An 18,229-nucleotide genomic window follows, 5' to 3' on the forward strand; every position below is an offset into this window, starting at 1 on the left:
TTAGGTTTTTTAAAATGAGGCAAGCTCTTTTTGTTCGTCGTCTAGGAAAAACCTAAACTGTAACAGAGTGTATTCTAGGAGGAAGTGGGGACTTTGACAACAAGCGATTGTCTCACTGTTAAGCCAAGGCGATTTTGAGAGTCAGAAAACAACACGATTTTGAGAGAGCCAATTTTTAAGTGAAAGTCTTGCAAATTCTGTGGCTTTTAATTGCAATGAAAGGGGGTATTAACTCAGGTAAGCGTAGCGAACCTGAGTTAATACCCCCTTTCATCGCAATGCGCTTAGTGCTTATCCTTTTCGCTGTCTTCCTTTATTATCTCTTCAGCAGCCTCGATCACTAGTTCTCTCATGTTTAGTACTTCTCTTACTTTGGCAGCTCGCTTATTAAGCCACAGTTGTCTTCGTTGATTTTCTTTCGCCATGATTTCGTCGACACGAGCATCAATGGTTTTAGCCGTTTCTGTGTATTCTTCAAATTTAGGACAACCTACCTTAGGAATAATTTTTATGGGTATTACTCTCAATCCCCATAGCATCTCGATCTTTCCATCCGGGTACTCTACGATAGAAACCTCCTTTCCAATCAAGCCATGACGGTTCTCAACCCCAAGAGCCTGAATGATTTGATTTTTGAAACTACAACTAAGATTTTTAGATAAATGTCGTTCGTGCCAGGTAGCACAGATCCTCTTTAACTCCTCTTCTGTTGCCAAGAGCGGTACATGAGCATCTTCTTGGTAAAAAGGCTTAATTGCAAACTCTTCGTTGTACTCGTTGACAAACTCCTCTATGTGCAAATTAGCGGTGTTAATATCCTTTATGCCTCGGAGCTTGAACTCTTTAGGCCAACGTCCTTGCAAAGTTTGATTTAGGCGTTCAATCCTTCCTTTTGCTTCGGGAGTTTTTGCATAGATGTACTCAATTCCAAGCATATTGCAGATGCGTTGGTACTGAGTTCCGTCTTGGTCTTCAGAGGTTAGTGGCCCCGAGGTCGTCGGTTTAAAAATGCTGTGTCTATCGCTATAGAAAGCCGCTGGTATGCCGTATTTAAAGACATGCCCCATAATGAGCTCTCGATAGGCCTCTCCTACTTCTGTAGGCCGCAGGCACGCCGCAGTAATGGTTCCTGTTGCATCATCAATAAAGGCGTGAACGACACAAAAAGGCTCATCCTCTCCGAACCAACGATGTCGGGATCCATCAATTTGGATCAATTCTCCGAACCGGCTGCGACGTCGACGTAATGGATGGCCTTTACTCTCTGCTTTCTTTTCTCTGGGATAAAGTTCAAGAAGACGTTGCCGGATAAATTCTTCGGATACTTCAATTTGTTCGCAATTCTTCAGGTATTTCCTTGCCAAAGCAGCTTGGAAGCCAGCGTACTTGGTTTGGAGCAAGTTGTCTATTCTTTCTCTTAGGTCCTTGTCCAGTTTGTTTACAGGTGAACGCCCCCGATTACCATGTTCTAAGCCTTCGGCTCCTTGTAATGAAAACTTGTTTAACTTCCTGAAAAAGGTTGACTCAGGCATTTTTAACTGAGTCAGTGCTTGCTTACAGGTGATCAGCCCGGCTCGGTACTCAGTAAATACAGCAACCAGTTCATTAATCGAGGGATGCTTAACGTTCTTTTTTGACCATTTAAAACCTCTAAAAAGCACAAGAATAAGTCAATAAAGACCGCCTAACTCCCATTTTCGCTTTGGTAAAACTCCCAATTTCGCCCTGGAATAAGCTCTCAGAATCGCCTAGGAAACTACTCTCAAAATCCCGTAGGAAGTTACTCTCAATTTCCCTTTTGCTTAACAAACAAGCGATTGTCTCACCATTCAGACTAGAAGGCGTGTTTAGCTTATTTGTCGAGAAACCTCAGTCCTTTCGAGTGAAGGTTTCTCGGCGAATGAGCTAAATAGAATTTTTCAAAAAAATTCTATTTTCTTGAACTCAGGCATCCTCAAGACTGCTCTGAGCAGGAACTCTTCTTGACTGCCAAGTGCCTCATCGAGAACTCGCAGCCACAGTACTGTTGATTATAAAAATCGTATTGTTTCAGCAGAATATTTCTTCTTTCTTGAAGACCTCCTTTGCGCCAGTTCATTTGGAAGTATTGAACTTCGGATACTTTTTCAACGGCATAAGCAGCAGCTTCATCTATTTGATCTTGTCGTTTCCAACGAGAGCCCGCAAGAGTTGTTGTAAAAGCTTCAATATTATGCTCCCGAGCGCATAAAGCCGTCGCTGATAAACGATGTTTGAAGCATGCTAAACATCTCCGGCCTCTTTCAGGTTCGTCTTCTAAACCCTTGACAGCTTCTCTCCATCGAAGATGATCGTAGTCGCCTTCTATGTACGGAATATTTTCCTGCTGGCAAAAGCGAACTAATTCATCTTTTCTTTTGAGATACTCTTCATCCGGAAAAATATTAGGGTTATAGAAAAAAACAGTGGTCGGTACCTTCTTCTCTCTGAGCCACTCTAAAATAGCCGACGAACAAGGTGCGCAGCAGCTGTGCAGCAAGAGGGATTTCGGTAAAGTTAAACTTTTGTCGGATGGACTTAGCAGCATAAAAAAATAGACGATCAACGAGTGATCGTCTTTCAAGTGTTGAAAAGATCTGGTTAGTTAATCGTGGACTGAGCCTTGGCTTCCAATTCTTCTTTGTTTGCACGGTGAATCCATTGAAGAACTGTTGCTCGATTAACTTTCGTCAGTTGAGAAATCTGGTTATAGGATTTACCTTCTTCTCTTCTAAGACGAAGTACAGTGGCTTTTTGCTCTGCTGTATAAACTTGTTGTCTGGCGCCGCGTTCGGCTCTAAATGTGCCGATAAGGTAGCTACGGTGCCAATCACGAGCTGTATAAACAGGAATATTCAAAGTCTTTGCGCAATTTTTATAGCTGCCGCCATTCCTGAAAATTTCAAGTGCTTTTTGACGAGTCTCGAAAGAGTGACGAGGTAACTGTTTACGTACTGCCGGATCCTTTTTTTCAGTGTTTGCCATCTTGCTTAACCCTTTGTTCAGATGTCTTTCAAAACAATTATAATAGATAATATGCTAAATAATTACATTCGTTTTGAATAATAATAGCAAATAATCATGTGGCATTTAATTAGTGGTTATAACCTCACTGCCCCATGAAAAGTCCCTAACAAGAGTGATCTTTATAGAAAAACATCTTATTCTTTAATAGGTTGCAAGAAAATAGAGTAGGGTATTTTGGTTAACTAGTTTGAGTAGCTAGATTTAAAACTTTTTCTAAAAAACCCCTTTTTTCATTTTTATTTTGTACGATCTGAACGTCTTTCTGATAAAAAAGGAGCCTTAATTTGTCTGAATTGAAACCTGGTCTTTGTTCTCGTTTTACAGAAATTAAGAACAAGTTGAAAGAAGCCGAAAAATCTGTCGACAGAAAAGAGGGTTCTGTTGAACTGCTTCCGGTCTCCAAAACCTTCGGGATAGAAGCTATTATCGAAGGGGTAAAGTGCGGAATGACTTCTTTCGGCGAGAATTATGTTCAAGAAGGCTGTTCTAAAATTGATCTTTGCCGAAATTTGTTTCCTAACAATAGTCTTACCTGGCACCTTATTGGGCCTCTTCAATCCAATAAGACGAGGCTCGTTGCAGAAAGATTTGATTGGGTTCAAACAATCGACCGTGTAAAAATTGCACAGAGATTATCAGATCAGCGTCCTGCCGAGATGCGTCCCTTAAATGTACTTATCGAGGTCAATATTTCAAACCAGGAGAGCAAGAGCGGTGTGGCTCCTGAGCAAGTTAGAGCTTTGGCAGATGAACTCTTAAAGATGCCGAACTTGAAATTGAGAGGCTTGATGTGCATTCCGGAGCCGGGCGAAACTCCTGAAGAAAAGCTGATTCCTCTGAGAGCCATGAAAACTCTGTTCGACAGGCTCAAGGAAGAAGGCTACGAATTCGATACCCTGTCGATGGGCATGTCAGGAGACATGGCTGAAGCTGTTCAAGCCGGATCCACGATGGTTAGAGTAGGGACCGCGATTTTCGGTCCAAGACAATACACAACACAAGGTTAAAAAATGACAGGCAGAAAAGTTGCTTTTATTGGCGGAGGCAATATGGCTTCCGCCATTATTTCTCGCATGGTTTCCACTTGGGATAATCCCGCTTGCATTCATGTTGCGGATAAGAATTTCGAAAAGCTTGAAAATCTACATAAAGAGTTCAACGTTACAACACATCAGGAAACCGGAGAATGGCTTTCTGAAATGGATTGTGTCGTTTTGGCGGTCAAGCCTCAGCAGCTTCCGGAGGTATTGATTCAAAACAAAGAGTTCTTGAAAGATACGTTCGTCCTCTCCATAGCAGCCGGCGTTAAGACCAAAGATATTGAAAAGCTTTTGGGTCAGAACAGAATCTGCCGCGTGATGCCTAATACTCCTGTCAGGGAAGGATTGGGTGTATGCGGGATTTTTATGGTTTCCAAAGAGGAAAAGGATAAAGAAACCGTTGAGGCAATTCTTAAACCGACAGGTTTGTTAATTTGGTGCACCACAGAATCCATGATCGATTCTCTCACAGCGGTAAGCGGTTCAGGTCCTGCCTATGTTTTCCTTTTCTTAGCTGCATTGGAGAAAGCTGCATTGGAATTCGGTTTCACTGCGCAAGAAGCTCACGACATGGCGGTTTATACCATCCTTGGTTCTTCAACGTTAGCACTTAAGAGCGATGAAACTTTTACATCCCTCTGTAAGAAAGTTCAAAGCAAAGGCGGAACAACAATAGAAGCGACAAAGGTCATCGAAGGCAGCGGTTTTGCAGATATGATGCTGAGAGCTATGGAAGCTTGTCGTACCCGTGCTATTGAACTTGGCGATGAATTCAGTAAGAAAGTAGAAAAAGCTGAATAAGCTACAGAAGAGATTTTTCCTATTTTCAAAATAAAAGACGCTGGGATTATCTTGATCTCAGCGTCTTAATTATTACGTTGTTAATTTTCTAATAACCGTCTCGAGAAAGAGAATGTGGTTCAAAAGGAAGATGATGGATGCCCTCGAGTTTGATATGAGAGCAAGTTTCTGCTATGCGCTGTACGGCTCTTACGCGAGGGAAGCTCTTTCTCCACAAGATAGCGACAAGTCGGGTAGGGACTGGCTTTTTAAATTCGACATATTTGGTTAGTTGATCACCTACGTCATAATTTTTAGCACTGGCAGGGAACACCGACACGCCTAGTCCGCTGGAGACCATGTATCGAAGGGTAGACAGAGTTGAACCTTCCATAAAGTGGAGATGTGAATTCGGATTAGGCTCATTCTTTAAAGAATCCGGGCATACCTTAAGAACTTGATCTCGGAAGCAGTTCCCTTGGGCCAGAATCAGCATCTTTTCCTCAATTAATTCTTTGGATTCAATTTCTGTTTTTGCTGCTAATGGGTGCTTGGCCGGAACAAGAGCGACGAACTCTTCCTCGTAGAGATAACTGCATGACAAAGTTTCGTCATAAATTGGAAGAGCACAAATTACAACATCTAAAAGACCGCTCTTTAATTTCTGAATCAGATCGGTTGTGTAACCCTCATTGATGATCAACGGCATCTGAGGAGTTCTTTCAATGGATCTTTTAATGAGTTCAGGAAGAAGATAGGGGCTTACTGTGTAGATAACTCCCATGCGGATCGGGCCGTTTAAAGGATCGCTTTCTTCCAATGGAATCTGACGGATTTTCTTAGCTTCCTCCAAAACAACCTTGGCTTGTTCAATTATTCTTTGACCAATAGGAGTCAAAGAAATTTCAGTATTTTTTCTCTCAAAAATTTGAACGCCAAGGTCTTGTTCCAGTTTTTTAATAGCAACCGAAAGAGAAGGCTGTGAAATCTGGCATTTCTCGGCTGCTTTGCCGAAGTGCCGAAGCTGAGCAACAGCAATGGCATATTTCAACTCATTTAAGGTCAATTATTTCTCCTTACTCATGCTTCTAAATACTTTTCTTTGCTTTCAAACCATCGGGAGGCATGAGTTTCTGCTCTTGCATCATTGGACGAAATCCATTTTATTGCAAGTTCTTTTGCTTTATCGACTAATTCGGAATCTTGGTCGAAGTTGGCAAATCTTAGAAGAGGGACGCCGGATTGTCTAGAACCAAGAAACTCACCGGGTCCGCGAAGTTCTAAGTCTTTTTTAGCGATAACAAAGCCATCCGTAGTTTCGCGAAAGATCTTTAACCGCTGTTTCCCTTCCTGAGAAAGTTTATCTCCGAAAAGTGCTATGCAATAACTGGCTTTGCTTCCTCGGCCGACTCGACCTCTGAGCTGGTGCAATTGAGAAAGCCCGAATCTTTCGCTATGTTCAATGACCATGATGGTTGCATTTGGAACATCGACACCAACTTCAATGACAGTTGTTGAAACTAACAGGGACGTTTTTCCGGATTTGAACCGCTCCATAATCTCATTTTTTTCCTCTGAGGTCATTTTGCCATGCAGTAGTTCAACCTTAAATTCCGTGAGAGACTGTTTTAGTTCTTCAAAAGAAATTGTTGCTGCCGTGAGATCAAGCTTCTCGCTTTCTTCAATCAAGGGACAAACCCAATAAGCTTGTCTCCCGTTTCTTAATTCTTGACGGACACTCTCAATAATTTCTTGTTTTCTTTCTAATTTGAATGTCTTGGTATTGATAGGAGTTCGCCCCGGAGGAAGCTCATCAATGACCGAAATATCAATGTCCGAAAGATAACTCATGGCTAATGTTCGGGGAATAGGAGTGGCCGACAGCATAAGAAGATGAGGCATTAAGCCCGATGCCCCCAGAGCTCTTAAAGCCAGCCGTTGTTCAACTCCAAATCTATGCTGCTCGTCAACAATGGCCAAACCAAGATTTTTATACTGAACTGCATCCTGTATCAGCGCATGAGTGCCCACGACAATGTCTGCGTCGGACGCAATCCTCTCTAAAGCTTCTCTTTTTTCTTTTGCTTTGAGTTTGCCTGTTAGCCAGACCACTTTAACGTCAAAGGGCTTCAGCCACTCTAAAATCTTTTTGAAATGCTGTTCAGCCAAAATTTCTGTCGGTGCCATCAGAGCAGCCTGGTATCCGTTATCGATGGTTAGGGCTGCGCTCATGGCGGCGATAATTGTTTTACCGCTTCCAACATCCCCTTGAACAAGCCGGTTCATGGGAATAGGACCTTTCATTGACTTTACAATCTCTTTCCACACCTTTACTTGAGCTTTGGTGAGTTTAAAAGGCAATGAACGGTAAAGTTTTCCTGTCAATGATCTTTCTTTGTCCTCTGGCGGGACAATTTCCGGCGCTTTAAGAGCTTCTCGTCTTTTGCGGGAAAGGGTTAGCATGATTTGCTGAGCCAGCAGCTCATCAAATTTCAGTCTCTTCCAACCGGGTGACGTTTTCATCTGAAGTTCTTCTAAATTTGCATCCGGGGCTGGATAGTGAATGGACTCGATGGCTTTACGCAGAGGAGGAAGATTCAATTCTCTTAGCTCTTCTGCATTTAAAAGATCAATAATATCTACGTTTAAAAGTGCTGTTTGAATTCTTTTTCTTAGCCAAGGCTGTGTGATTCCTTCTCCGGCCGGATATACGGGCGTTAAGGATTTATCCAATTCTCGAGTGGGTCTCGATATTTTAGATTTCGGATGGATTATTTCTAACCCGTCTCCTTTCCAGGCACTTTTTACCTTACCGAAAAGAAGAATTTTGTTTCCCGGTTTGAAGGTATCTTTGACAGAGGGGAAATATTTAAAAAATTTAACTTGAATTGAGCCGGTCTCGTCTTCAACGACGGCTTCAAATCGTTTAGCGAAGACTTGTTCGTGAGAATCTGTGACTACACCTTCGATTAACACGGTCTGCTCAGGCTGTGCATCTGCAATAGAAGTAATTTGAGTTTTGTCTTCATAGCGTAGGGGCAGATGAAGAACAAAATCCCATTCACGAGATAAACCTATTTTCTCCAGACGTTCTTTTATAGGAGCGCGTTTTTTTCTAACAGGTTTTTCTACTTTTTCAGATTGGGAAGCTGGTGAAGATGTGAGCACTTCAAAAATCTCTCTTTTTAGTGCCCACATTGTAGTGGAAGTCTGATTTTTACGGTAATGGTATTCAACCAAAGTTGGACATACTTAGGGTTAGAGAGAAGCGATTTCCTGGATGGAAAGACTCAGTAATCTGCAGCAGTTTATTATCGCTAGATTTGTAGTGTCTCAAAATCCTAAGAGAGGGAAGGCCGGGCGTGACAAGCAAATGTCTGGCAGCTTCATCCGGCAAAGCAACCGCTGTCACTTTCTGTGTCATTTGAGAACATCTTTCCCCATATTCTTTTTCAATGAGAGCACTTAAAAGAGGAAGGGGCTGACGTTCGGCCATCTGAGGAAGGCGACTGTAAGCAGCATTTACATATACAGTGGTCCAGACAATTGGACGTTCTTTATCTTCCGGATCAGTTAATACATTGGAAAATCTCAATAGCTTGAGTTGCTCTTCACATTCCAGCTGCAAAGCCAATGTTCTATCTACGATGCATTCAGTTGTAAGGTGCACAATCCGCTTATGCGTTTCTGATACATGATGGAATTGTGTGAGAGAAGCGGAGGAGATTAGGGGCTTGCTGCCAAGGGAGATGACTTTTGATCCTAATCGAGGCCATCGTTTAATGTATCCTAACTTAGTAAGATTGTCCAGAGCCATTCTTACCGTATATCGGCTGACGTTATATTTAGCGCAGAGTTCCATTTCCGTTGGCAGGTAGGAATTTAACGGGAAAGTACCGTCGGAAATCTCAGCAGTAAGATCATCAGCTAGTTTTACCCAACGAGCATTTCTCATATAATCGTCTTCAGATTTGATTGTAATAAGTTTTTGTGATCACAATTTAATGGTATTCCAGATATCTTATTTTCGCAATTAAGAAAACCCAATACACATGGTTAATTTGAGAGGTTTTTTAATCTTTTTATTTGTTACTTATATCTATTAATTAAAATATTTTCTTTTAAGTTATATGAAAAATATTTAGAAAATAACCTCCCGAAAAAAATAAATACCCACCTAAACTTTCCCCACCTAATAATCGTGGGGTGAGAGCCATTGTTTCAGCGGGGGAATAAATATATATATTTGAAGAGAAAAACCTTTAGATAATCTAAAAATAAACTGGGAGAAATTGAAGAGACAAATATTTTGCAGTTGTAAAAATGAGACAAATGTATAGCGCTTTCAAGTCACACATATTTTGGTGAAAATGCTTAGAAAAAGAAGTACGTCTTTTTGCGGTTTAACGTCTCTCTTTTATTAATATGTCGGAAAAGGAGGAATTTGGATGACTCTTAGTCGATTAACCCGTACTGCTTTACCGCTTGTTCTGACAGTATTGAATCTCTCTGTGGCGGCACAACAAGCCGACATGACCCCGGCTTCAGTGCTGGAAGACAAAATTAAGGAAAACGTTGTTGCTGCAGCATCGGATGAGTCTTCATCTTCCCAGGTATCTCTGGAAAAAAAGGCTTCTGTTGAGTCCCGGTCTTCGGCTGAAGAGAACGGCTCTGCCACAGAGAGAGCTGAGACCCAGGAAGAGAAAGCACACGAGTTAACTGAAGCAGACCAGACTCATGACGAAAACGTAAAGAGCACACTAGTCCAAATCTCCGAAGAAGAACAAAAGAAAATCAACGACCTAATTAGACAAGCTGAAGTGTATTTATACGGTGACGGCGTCCCGGTAAATCTGCAAAAAGCCGCTGAGTTATACAATGCGGCAGGAGATTTAGGCAGTCCTAAGGCAAAGCTTCGGTTGTCTACTATGTATCGTCAAGGCCAGGGTGTTCAAAAAGATCTTAACCATGCTTTTGAGTTGGTGATGGAAGCAGCCAATCAAGACTTTGCTCCGGCTCAATCGGCTCTGAGCAGCTATTTCAGAACCGGCATAGGCGTCAATAAAGATATTGAACAAGCTAATTATTGGCTGGAGAAAGCTGCCGAAAACGGCCATACCCGCTCAAAGGTTCTTTTTTCTACAATACTTGAAAGAGATGTTTCCAATCCTGCTTCTTTAGAAAAAGCTAAACGTTTCATTGAAGAAGTTAAGAGTGAAGCTTCTCCCCAGGAAATTTATTCCATTGGTTATTCTTACGCCAATGGGTTTGGCTTGCCTAAAGATTTGAAGAAAGCGATGGAATGGGCAAGGCTTGGAGCGGATAAAGGAGAAGTAAATTCTATTTATCTTTTGGGAGATTGTTACTGGCGAGAAAAAAACATTGCTGAAGCATCCGTCTGGTTTGAGAAGGCTGCAGAAAAAGGTTTGAGAGCCGCTCAGCTTCAGACTGGAAGACTTTATCGCGATGGAGCACCGGGAGTCGAAAAGAATTTAGGGAAGGCCGTTAAGTGGTTGGAGATTGCTTATCCGTCCGGAGACAAAAATGACGTTTTTAGTCTTGTCGTAATGAGGACAACGGGGCCTAAGGCTGTTAGAAATCTGGCTAAGGGGCAAGAGTGGTTAGACAGGTATATTCCGGAAGCGACAGTTGAAGAATTAAATGAGCAGGGAGAAAAGTTTTGGAACGGGGATGGCGTTCGCAGAAACTTTAATTTAGGCGGCGCATTGTGTTTAGCCGCTCTGAAGAAAGGAGACAGGACCAATCTTTGTGGTTTTGCTGAAAAATTGGGAACCAAAAATTGGAGGAAAGCTGATTTTGTTACTTCTTACTCGTTGTTGAATCAGTGCGTAATCGACCATCCTGAGAACGAGCAATTGAAAAAGGCATTTGATGCATTACAAGAGAGGATGTCGGCGAAACAAGTTGAAGATGCTCAGGAGTTAGATCCGACGGATGCATTGAACGACTATTTGGCAAAAAATAATCCTCAGCTCAATTAAATTTTGAAGAAAATTTGAAAAATTAAAAAAAATCGTTTACATTTAGAAAACTTGTGGGACAGTAGCTCAGTTGGGAGAGCGCAGCGTTCGCAATGCTGAGGTCGAGGGTTCGATCCCCTTCTGTTCCACCAGTTCTCCTTAACCTACACGACAGTGTACAACCGCCAAAATCTTCTTAAACCACTGAATACCAAAGGATATAAGGAATGGTGCTTGTTTTCGAAGTGGACGCAAGAAGGCGTTAGAACCTGTCAAATATCTAATCGACTTGGACAATTACGGAAATTTTTCGGATCAATTGTATATGTAACTAGGGCGAAGATAAGAATGGCGGACGTCGCAGCGTCGATAAGTAAGCTCATTAGTCAGTCTTAGAAAACGAAAGGCCCAATTAAGGGCCTTTCTGTGCTTTTCTTTCGCTTGCGCTAGTCAGCTTGAGGTTTACCACTCAACCCCTCCGGTGAAGCTCCCTGAGCCAACGCTTGCTGACACACTCTCTCAGTTCATCGCTTAATCTGCACACCCGTTGCAGATTTTTGCCCAGTCTAAATTTTTTGTTATTTGTCAATGCTTGAGAGTCTAGGTGGGCTACGATACAACGAAGCATCTTCTTGACTCCGGCAAAGTCTTTTGCTGTGCTTCCGATGAAAAGTTTATCACCGATGAGAGAGTTGCTAAACCATGCTTGACCGAAGAGAAAAACCGCAGTGAACTTGATTAAAATTGAGAAAATTTTCAGATTAAGAAAGCCATGGTTCAAGATTACTTCTCACTTTACTCAAAAGACAAAACCTTTTTGCTTTTGAGAATTCACCACAAAGTTGATTTCTCAGATGAAATAGCCTGGAGCCATTGCTGGGATTTAGCTAAAGAAGATTGTGTTGAGGAAATTACAGACAAAATTTTTGCCTATCTCACCCAAGGTTTTGACTGCATAGATAGTTGGCAGGGAGACCAAGTCGGCTGGCACGAAAGTATTAAGCATCTTGGTTTTGAACCTGTTGTGACAGAAATGGAGCTTTTGCCTGCTTTTATCGAGAATTCTGCCAATTCTTATGTTGTGAATTTGAAAAGCCGACTCCAAACCCATCAAAACCAGATATCCTCTCTGCAGATTCCAACCTATGTCGGATCACTTTACGATGCTTTATGCTCTAAAGGAATTCAATGCAAGAAACCGAGAGTGCCTAACGCAGTTTGCTATATTAAGGTTGACTCAGTTCTCACAGAGAATTGGGTTGATATCGTGAAAAATTTGGATCAATACTCATTAGATTGAAAAGAAAAATGAGAAGAAAAGACAGAGAACTCTCCCAAGAAGAAGCATTGGTAATCATTAAAAACACCAAAATGGCAGTCCTTTCTATGATTTCTCGTGAAGGACTTCCTTACGCCACTCCAATTTCACCTGCTTACATCGACGGGAAAATTTACTTTCATAGCTCTAGTTCGGAAGACGGCGTCAAAAAATCTTCTCTTATTAATAATGGCAACGTCATACTCACATACGTCGGATATAACGAAAATGATTTGGAATATCTTCCGCAATTATCCGTTAACTATGTGTCGGCTATGGTGAAAGGAAAGGCCTCGCTGGTATCGGATGGAGGAAGACTTTGACAGTGAAGCTTTCCGAAACTCAATTTCCGATGGCAGAGAAAAAGAGCATTGAGGAAGTCTACGACTCCGCCCATAAATTCATAGATTTGTGGGAAATTGAAATTTCTGAAATTACCGGAAAAGGTAGAAATAAACACCTCTACTTCAAATAAAAGCTAACGGGCCGAACGGCCCGTGACTTCATGACTTGATATCAGGAATTGAATTATCTTTTTGAAGTTTTAAAACCGTTTTTCTGACGACTCCGCAGGGGAACCAGTCTTCTTTGGCTTTACGAAGGCCGGGAACACCTAAGTCTTCCTCACGGTTTAGTACTTCATATTTCTCAGGAAGCATTTTTGCTAAAGCGACTGCCAATGCTGGATATGCCCCTACAATGTTGCGGTCTGCTTTTTCGATGTGAACGGCAAAGATATCTTCATAAACGCCTGAACCGTATGTAAATCCAAAGACGCTATCTCCTTCTTTCAAAATACCGCCGATGAGTTCGAAATCATCCCAGTGCTCAAAAGCTAGATTGATGGCATCTCTTTCTGCAATCAAGCCCTCGTCCATATCTCCTCTGCTTTCGTACCACTTCTCCAAGAAAGTTCTGGCCATAGGAATCGTTGACGGATTTAAGGGAATGAATTCAGCATTCGGATAGGCTTTGTTAAAACGTTTGTTGAAGTTCCTTTTCCCGTTGAGCTGTCTGCCCTCTAAGGTCAGGAAACGCTCCTTAGCGTAAAGGTAATCCCACCAAGAATTCGAGGAAACGGTAATAAAGTTGCGGTAACGGAAAAGCCTTTGTACATGCTCTGTCATTTCCGTAAAGCGGCCGAAAAGAAGAAGAGGTTCTTTGCAGTTTTTACACTGGCATTCTAACTGCGGCAGTATGTTTGCGATCTTTGGACTGTTCCAGGGGACAACATAAGCAGCAGGACATTCAGGATAAGGCTGCCAATTTAAAACGATTTCGTCTTCAACTTCGGCGTATTGAATCTTGTATTCGGCGCTTCTTCCGATAATGGAGACCAGTGCCAAGTTACAGTCTCCGTCCTGTAAAGAGCCGATATGCTCTTTAAGCAAAGGAAGAGTATCTATAGTTACAGGTTTTAGTTCTATGCTCATCTTCTTTAGATGTAACTAAGGTAGTTTCATCTTAATTATTTAGTACACATTGGATTTTAAAGCAAAGGTCTTTGCGAGAGGATGAAGATGCTTAACCTGAGGAATGGAAAAAGCTCTCAGTTTCCGATACTGCTCTTATATAATGTGCGGGTAACTTTTGGAGATGACCAATGGAAAACGTATTGAATGTTACTGAAGCAAATTACGAAGAAACCGTTGTAAAGTGCCCTAAAAAAGTTCTTTTGGCTATTGGTGCACCATGGTGTGTTGATTGCCAAAGAATCCAACCGATGTTTATGCAATTCGCAACAGAATATGCAGATCGCTTGCAGTTTGCTTATTGCGACTTCGACAAAGAAAGCGGATTGAACGCAAAATTCCGCGTTCGCCATATTCCAACTTTGTTAGTTTTGAAGAACGGTGAAGTATTGGATACATTGGTTGAGCCAAAGAATACAGAACTCTTCAAAGCTTTTGTTGAAAAAGCACTCACTCTCTAATTTTCTATTGAAGGCTCAAAAACTATCTTTTATAGGGTTTTTGAGCCTTGTCCTATAGCTTCTTTAATCTTGCCCTGGTTTATATGCCGCTAGGCTCTGATGAAACAGAGTAAAAAACATTAAAGCGGTTTATGCCAGCCGAACCTAGCCTCAGGCAAAATATCAGAGTTTTCATAGATAGCCTCTACGGCATCTTCATATTGCTGAACATCTTTGGCTTTAAAAAGCTTTTTCGCAAGCTTATCCTCAGTTGAAAGCAGGTTAAGCTGGAAAAACCAATATTCTTTCATGCGCATAACGGCATTCTTCGCACTTCCAAAAGCTTCCGTATAGCCGGTAAAAAGTTTTTCACTGAAATCTCGGATTTCTGCTTTAGAGGCTGCGGAGCCGCGGTTAAATTTTCTGAAAAGAGCAGGGTCGGCAACCAATCCTCGGCCAACCATCAGCATAGAAAGCGTCGGAAACCTGCCCAAGGTTTCATGAATATCCTTTGTGGAAACAATATCGCCGTTATAACCGACAGGAAAAGAAAACTTATTGAAATTGGCCTCAAAGATTTCTTTCCTGCAGTCTCCTTTGTATTGATCCGTTTTTAAACGCGGATGAATGATGAGCTTGGCGAGTGGATATTGGCTGTAAAGGTTAGCTAAATCTTCAAACTCTTCAGGATTGCTCCATCCAAGCCTTGTTTTTATAGAAATTTTGATTTGATGTTCTTGAGAAAAAATGCCGTCAAGTAATGGTCTGAGAACATCAAAATTTCTTAAAAGTCCCGAACCTTTGCATTTAGCCACAACGGTTCCGGCAGGACATCCAAGATTTAAATTAACCTCTGAATAGCCCAGATCGTATAAAGCTTTTGCAGCCCATTCAAAATCTTGAGGCTTGTTGGTCAAGAGCTGAGGAATAACATTCAGTCCGGAATTGAGTGCCGGATTGAGTTCTCTCATTTGTCTTTCTGTAAATTTTGGCTCAGAAGTGGGCGTGACAAAAGGGATGTAGTAACTGTCGGCAGGTCCAAAGATTTCAGAATGGACTTTTCTAAAAACTCTAGTGGTCAGCCCCTCCATTGGGGCGACGGATAATTCAACGGACATTTGACAGCTAATGGATAGATCTAAACAATCCAGCAAATTTAACAGAGAAACCTCATTTACGGAGCGGCATGGGAAATAGAAATATCTACGTTTGGTTTATCTTGAAGAGTTAGATCAGACAAAGTCACATTAGCATTTTCTGCCTGAAATACTTTAGAGGGCCGATCAAACATCGGAAGTTTTTTCTCAGTTGGCTGACCGTATAAACCGTTCAAAATCTTTGAATAAGTAGCATTGTTAGTCTCGGACGCATCTTCCGGCGTTATCCGAATGGACTTAAATTTTGATTTGTTCTTGTCGTCGACTTCAAAGTAAAAATGTAGCCTTCCGCAGCTATTCTTCAATTTGGTTCGGAGTGTCTGCCATTGAGGATCTGTTGTGTCGGCTCTTAAGCATCCATACTCCGTCCCGAATTTGTCAACATCGGCAAAAGAGCCTTTGCCATTCGGAAATGCTTTGATAAGAGCAGCAATCTCTTCAGAAACATTGTTAGTGAGATTTTTTGGATTTTCTCCGGGAGTCTGAAGAATCACTTCAACCTTTAAAAATTCAGCGTAGGTGGACCAAGTCATAAAGGCAATCTTGTCTTTGTTCTGGAACCGCTGCTGGTTGGTAAAAAGCTGTTTGCTTTCAGAGCGGGCACCTAAACCTAAACTTTTCTTGATTTCGTTTTCAACTTCCGCTCTAACTTTGTCAAAGGCCTCACGGCTTTTGAAATCCCATTCCAGCGTAAAGCTGTCTGCGGTTTTGTTAGGGCCGAGTAAGGTAACGATAGGGGGTGTCAGTTCAATCGGTGATTTAAACGTCGGACTAAAAACTAGATACTCTCCGGCAAACAGTTGTTTAAGCTTTGCTCCATCGGCTGAAAATAATTGATCTAGGTCTTTTAGCGTTGATTTTCCAAGTTCCACCTTGGTTAAAAAGAACTTCAAAACATTACTTGGCGTTGCATCCTCTGCGCTTATTGGTTTCGGCTGCTCAGTAGTTTTATTTTCTGCTGAATTTACGGGAGCAGCGGGTGAAGCTCCTGCTGCCTGTAATTGAGTACAAAACAGTCCTGCAAGAAAAATGGAAAGTATTGTTTTTTTCACTTGGTTTTCACCTTTAAAAATCAACTGCCTTGGCACAATCTAGAAGGGTAGGTAATTTTAGAAAGAAAAAATTTTTTCTCGATTAATTTTGGGCAATCGAAGGTCTGCAAGGTATTAAATCTAAGAGATTCCTGAGAAACTCGAAGCATCAAGCCGGAAATTAAGCAGGAAAATCGAAAAGCTAAAAAGTTTTCAAAATGAGTAAAATTCGATTAAGAATTTTGGATGCAAAAAATGGCAGAAGAACAAGACGATTTAAAAATATCCGAAAACATAAGAGCTGAACTTAGGAGAGGTGCTTCTGATTTTATCGGAGAAGGTCGAGCATATTACGTTTACTTTATTTCTAAAGATAAATGCGTCGGTTCGGCAAAGATGACCGCCGAATTTGTCATTCCTGTACAAGTCTCCTCCAGAACCAAAAAAGAAGAAGCCAACTACCAAAGAATTCTGGCTGTTATGGAGGAAGATCTTAAATGTCTTGCAGGTCTTCTGGATGAATCGGGTGAAAATCGCGGCGAAATCGAGCAGGACGTTTCGGATCTCTGGATTATCAAGAAGAGAGGCCGCCCTCTTGTAGCATCTAAGCCTTTAGCAAGGACTACGATTCTTTTAACGGAAGAAGATAAAGAAAAATTAAAAGAACTTGGTGGTTCGGCGTGGATAAGAGATCAAATTCGCAAGGCTTATACCGAATCAAAAGCATCAGAAGAATAACTTACAGGCACAATTGGTCTTATAAAAATGGAAGAATTAAACGAGTTGTTTTATCGGGATCCTTACTGCCAAGAATTTGAAGCAGAGGTCCTTTCTTGTACTGTTGGTAAAAAGGGTTTTGATGTAGTTTTAAGCGATACGGCTTTTTATCCGGAAGGAGGCGGCCAACCCTCCGATCTGGGAAATTTAGGCGACGCTAAAGTCTTATTTGTAAAAAGACAAAATGGTCAAGTCGTCCATCAGACGGATAAAGATCTGAAAGTCGGAGAAACGGTCAAGGGAAAAATTGACTGGGCGCGTAGATATGACAACATGCAGAATCACTCATGCGAACATATTTTTTCAGGCTTAGTCAATAGAAAATATGGTTTCAACAATGTCGGTTTCCATATGGGAGATGATGTCCTAACCGTTGATTTTGACGGTTATCTCACCCCTGAGCAGTTGGCCGAAATGGAAGAATTGACCAATGCGGCTTTCAGAAAAGGACAAAACATTCATATCTTTTTCCCAAGTGAAGAAGAACTCAAAGCGTTGGATTTCAGAAGTAAGAAAGAACTCAAGGGAAAAGTTCGAATTGTTGAATTCCCGGAGGCTGATATCTGTGCCTGTTGCGGTACTCACGTAAAAAATACAGCGGAAATTGGGTCTTTTAAAATACTTTCTTCCTTTAAGCATAGAGGAGGGACAAGGGTTGAATTTGCCGCCGGTAAACGCCTGATCAACTACATCAATATGCTCTTAAGAGAAAGCGCATCCTGTGTAGAACAGTTGTCAGCTAAACCTCAAGAAATTTCCGGTGCTTTAAAACAGCTTTATTCAGAAAAGAATCAGTTGGCAGAAAAACTTTCGAAGAAATCGGAAAGGATCATGAATTTGATTTCTGATTCTCTTCCTTCTGAAGGCAAGTTATTGTTCGTCTCTGAACCGGAATTAACTCCTTTTGAGATAAAGGTCTTTTGCAATCGTTTGGCCGAGAAAAAGAATTTCGAATCCATTCTTGTTCTATCAGAACAAGCAGAGAAGAAACTCTTTAATTACATACTTTTCTCTAAAGAGCCGAATTTGGCCGCTCTATCGAGAGAACTAAATAAGGAACTGAACGGCCGAGGAGGAGGCAAGCCTCCTTTTGTCCAAGGTTCTTTTGCTTCTTCCGAAGAGGAAATTAGAAAAGCCGTCGAAGCAAAATTAGGCTAAGTTCACTCGCAAAAAAAGAAAAAGCACTGC

At 41.5% G+C, this 18,229-nt stretch carries 18 protein-coding genes and 1 tRNA gene; 10 read left to right on the forward strand and 9 right to left on the reverse strand.

From position 1 onward, the window contains the following. Positions 1–284: 284 nt before the first annotated feature. The 3 genes from ADH67_RS11590 to ADH67_RS11600 form a co-directional block, all read right to left on the reverse strand. Complete coding sequence (locus tag ADH67_RS11590) at positions 285–1,661, reverse strand: ISNCY family transposase (protein ID WP_066592095.1); 1,377 nt, start codon at positions 1,659–1,661, stop codon at positions 285–287. A gap of 293 nt (positions 1,662–1,954) precedes the next feature. Further along, positions 1,955–2,518, reverse strand: a complete 564-nt coding sequence (locus ADH67_RS11595) for an epoxyqueuosine reductase QueH (RefSeq protein ID WP_236578491.1) — start codon at positions 2,516–2,518, stop codon at positions 1,955–1,957. A gap of 101 nt (positions 2,519–2,619) precedes the next feature. Next, entirely contained in the window at positions 2,620–3,003 is a 384-nt protein-coding gene (locus ADH67_RS11600) for a helix-turn-helix domain-containing protein (protein WP_236578490.1), read from the reverse strand. Positions 3,004–3,329: 326 nt separating this feature from the next. Between ADH67_RS11600 and ADH67_RS11605 the strand changes: the two genes are divergently transcribed. Together ADH67_RS11605 and proC are read left to right on the forward strand one after the other, a co-directional pair. Next, a complete protein-coding gene (locus ADH67_RS11605) occupies positions 3,330–4,052 on the forward strand; it encodes a YggS family pyridoxal phosphate-dependent enzyme (protein ID WP_066592433.1) in 723 nt (240 codons plus the stop codon). A 3-nt stretch (positions 4,053–4,055) separates the two neighbouring features. Next, positions 4,056–4,886 carry a pyrroline-5-carboxylate reductase gene (gene proC / locus ADH67_RS11610; RefSeq protein WP_066592431.1) on the forward strand — a complete coding sequence of 277 codons (831 nt, stop codon included), beginning with the start codon at positions 4,056–4,058 and terminating at the stop codon, positions 4,884–4,886. A gap of 88 nt (positions 4,887–4,974) precedes the next feature. Here proC and ADH67_RS11615 read toward each other — a convergent pair whose 3' ends face one another. The 3 genes from ADH67_RS11615 to ADH67_RS11625 all read right to left on the reverse strand — a co-directional run bounded on the left by ADH67_RS11615 (position 4,975) and on the right by ADH67_RS11625 (position 8,820). Next, a complete protein-coding gene (locus ADH67_RS11615) occupies positions 4,975–5,931 on the reverse strand; it encodes a hydrogen peroxide-inducible genes activator (protein ID WP_066592427.1) in 957 nt (318 codons plus the stop codon). A 14-nt stretch (positions 5,932–5,945) separates the two neighbouring features. Beyond that, the gene (gene recG / locus ADH67_RS11620; protein WP_236578489.1) at positions 5,946–8,033 is read right to left on the reverse strand and encodes an ATP-dependent DNA helicase RecG; all 2,088 of its coding nucleotides are present in this window, start codon (positions 8,031–8,033) and stop codon (positions 5,946–5,948) included. A gap of 64 nt (positions 8,034–8,097) precedes the next feature. Next, positions 8,098–8,820: a GntR family transcriptional regulator gene (locus tag ADH67_RS11625; RefSeq protein ID WP_066592420.1), complete on the reverse strand. Its 723-nt coding sequence runs from the start codon at positions 8,818–8,820 to the stop codon at positions 8,098–8,100. A gap of 493 nt (positions 8,821–9,313) precedes the next feature. On the opposite strand from ADH67_RS11625, the gene ADH67_RS11630 reads away from it, so the two are divergent. The 5 genes from ADH67_RS11630 (at position 9,314) to ADH67_RS11645 (ending at position 12,487) form a co-directional block, all read left to right on the forward strand. Continuing rightward, the gene (locus ADH67_RS11630; protein ID WP_066592418.1) at positions 9,314–10,867 is read left to right on the forward strand and encodes a tetratricopeptide repeat protein; all 1,554 of its coding nucleotides are present in this window, start codon (positions 9,314–9,316) and stop codon (positions 10,865–10,867) included. A gap of 55 nt (positions 10,868–10,922) precedes the next feature. Continuing rightward, positions 10,923–10,998 (forward strand) — tRNA-Ala (locus ADH67_RS11635). A 452-nt stretch (positions 10,999–11,450) separates the two neighbouring features. Continuing rightward, positions 11,451–11,588, forward strand: coding sequence for a hypothetical protein (locus ADH67_RS13275; RefSeq protein ID WP_157108100.1), 138 nt, complete (start codon positions 11,451–11,453; stop codon positions 11,586–11,588). A 30-nt stretch (positions 11,589–11,618) separates the two neighbouring features. Further along, positions 11,619–12,146, forward strand: coding sequence for a hypothetical protein (locus ADH67_RS11640; RefSeq protein ID WP_066592413.1), 528 nt, complete (start codon positions 11,619–11,621; stop codon positions 12,144–12,146). 8 nt (positions 12,147–12,154) lie between these two features. Beyond that, on the forward strand, positions 12,155–12,487 hold the full coding sequence (locus ADH67_RS11645; RefSeq protein WP_066592412.1) for a pyridoxamine 5'-phosphate oxidase family protein: 333 nt from the start codon (positions 12,155–12,157) through the stop codon (positions 12,485–12,487). Between the two features lie 180 nt (positions 12,488–12,667). Here ADH67_RS11645 and ADH67_RS11650 read toward each other — a convergent pair whose 3' ends face one another. Continuing rightward, on the reverse strand, positions 12,668–13,597 hold the full coding sequence (locus ADH67_RS11650) for a DUF2156 domain-containing protein (protein ID WP_066592411.1): 930 nt from the start codon (positions 13,595–13,597) through the stop codon (positions 12,668–12,670). A 170-nt stretch (positions 13,598–13,767) separates the two neighbouring features. Between ADH67_RS11650 and ADH67_RS11655 the strand changes: the two genes are divergently transcribed. Beyond that, the gene (locus ADH67_RS11655; protein WP_066592405.1) at positions 13,768–14,097 is read left to right on the forward strand and encodes a thioredoxin family protein; all 330 of its coding nucleotides are present in this window, start codon (positions 13,768–13,770) and stop codon (positions 14,095–14,097) included. A 119-nt stretch (positions 14,098–14,216) separates the two neighbouring features. Here ADH67_RS11655 and ADH67_RS11660 read toward each other — a convergent pair whose 3' ends face one another. Together ADH67_RS11660 and ADH67_RS11665 are read right to left on the reverse strand one after the other, a co-directional pair. Then, positions 14,217–15,194: a tRNA-dihydrouridine synthase family protein gene (locus ADH67_RS11660; RefSeq protein ID WP_066592404.1), complete on the reverse strand. Its 978-nt coding sequence runs from the start codon at positions 15,192–15,194 to the stop codon at positions 14,217–14,219. A 56-nt stretch (positions 15,195–15,250) separates the two neighbouring features. Next, positions 15,251–16,285: a hypothetical protein gene (locus tag ADH67_RS11665; protein WP_066592403.1), complete on the reverse strand. Its 1,035-nt coding sequence runs from the start codon at positions 16,283–16,285 to the stop codon at positions 15,251–15,253. A 234-nt stretch (positions 16,286–16,519) separates the two neighbouring features. Between ADH67_RS11665 and ADH67_RS11670 the strand changes: the two genes are divergently transcribed. After that, positions 16,520–17,002 carry a hypothetical protein gene (locus ADH67_RS11670; RefSeq protein ID WP_236578488.1) on the forward strand — a complete coding sequence of 161 codons (483 nt, stop codon included), beginning with the start codon at positions 16,520–16,522 and terminating at the stop codon, positions 17,000–17,002. Between the two features lie 27 nt (positions 17,003–17,029). After that, positions 17,030–18,199 carry an alanyl-tRNA editing protein gene (locus ADH67_RS11675; RefSeq protein ID WP_066592400.1) on the forward strand — a complete coding sequence of 390 codons (1,170 nt, stop codon included), beginning with the start codon at positions 17,030–17,032 and terminating at the stop codon, positions 18,197–18,199. Positions 18,200–18,229: the final 30 nt, after the last annotated feature.

This window comes from Turicimonas muris, from assembly GCF_002221595.1.
GTDB lineage: Bacteria > Pseudomonadota > Gammaproteobacteria > Burkholderiales > Burkholderiaceae_F > Turicimonas > Turicimonas muris.

Coding starts and splice junctions, on each gene's coding strand:
- ADH67_RS11675 (WP_066592400.1), top strand. CDS start 17,030: ATGGAAGAATTAAACGAGTTGTTTTATCGGGATCCTTACTGCCAAGAA.
- ADH67_RS11630 (WP_066592418.1), top strand. CDS start 9,314: ATGACTCTTAGTCGATTAACCCGTACTGCTTTACCGCTTGTTCTGACA.
- ADH67_RS11640 (WP_066592413.1), top strand. CDS start 11,619: ATGGTTCAAGATTACTTCTCACTTTACTCAAAAGACAAAACCTTTTTG.
- ADH67_RS11660 (WP_066592404.1), bottom strand. CDS start 15,194: ATGTCCGTTGAATTATCCGTCGCCCCAATGGAGGGGCTGACCACTAGA.
- ADH67_RS11655 (WP_066592405.1), top strand. CDS start 13,768: ATGGAAAACGTATTGAATGTTACTGAAGCAAATTACGAAGAAACCGTT.
- ADH67_RS11600 (WP_236578490.1), bottom strand. CDS start 3,003: ATGGCAAACACTGAAAAAAAGGATCCGGCAGTACGTAAACAGTTACCT.
- ADH67_RS11650 (WP_066592411.1), bottom strand. CDS start 13,597: ATGAGCATAGAACTAAAACCTGTAACTATAGATACTCTTCCTTTGCTT.
- ADH67_RS11625 (WP_066592420.1), bottom strand. CDS start 8,820: ATGAGAAATGCTCGTTGGGTAAAACTAGCTGATGATCTTACTGCTGAG.
- proC (WP_066592431.1), top strand. CDS start 4,056: ATGACAGGCAGAAAAGTTGCTTTTATTGGCGGAGGCAATATGGCTTCC.
- ADH67_RS11670 (WP_236578488.1), top strand. CDS start 16,520: ATGGCAGAAGAACAAGACGATTTAAAAATATCCGAAAACATAAGAGCT.
- ADH67_RS11645 (WP_066592412.1), top strand. CDS start 12,155: ATGAGAAGAAAAGACAGAGAACTCTCCCAAGAAGAAGCATTGGTAATC.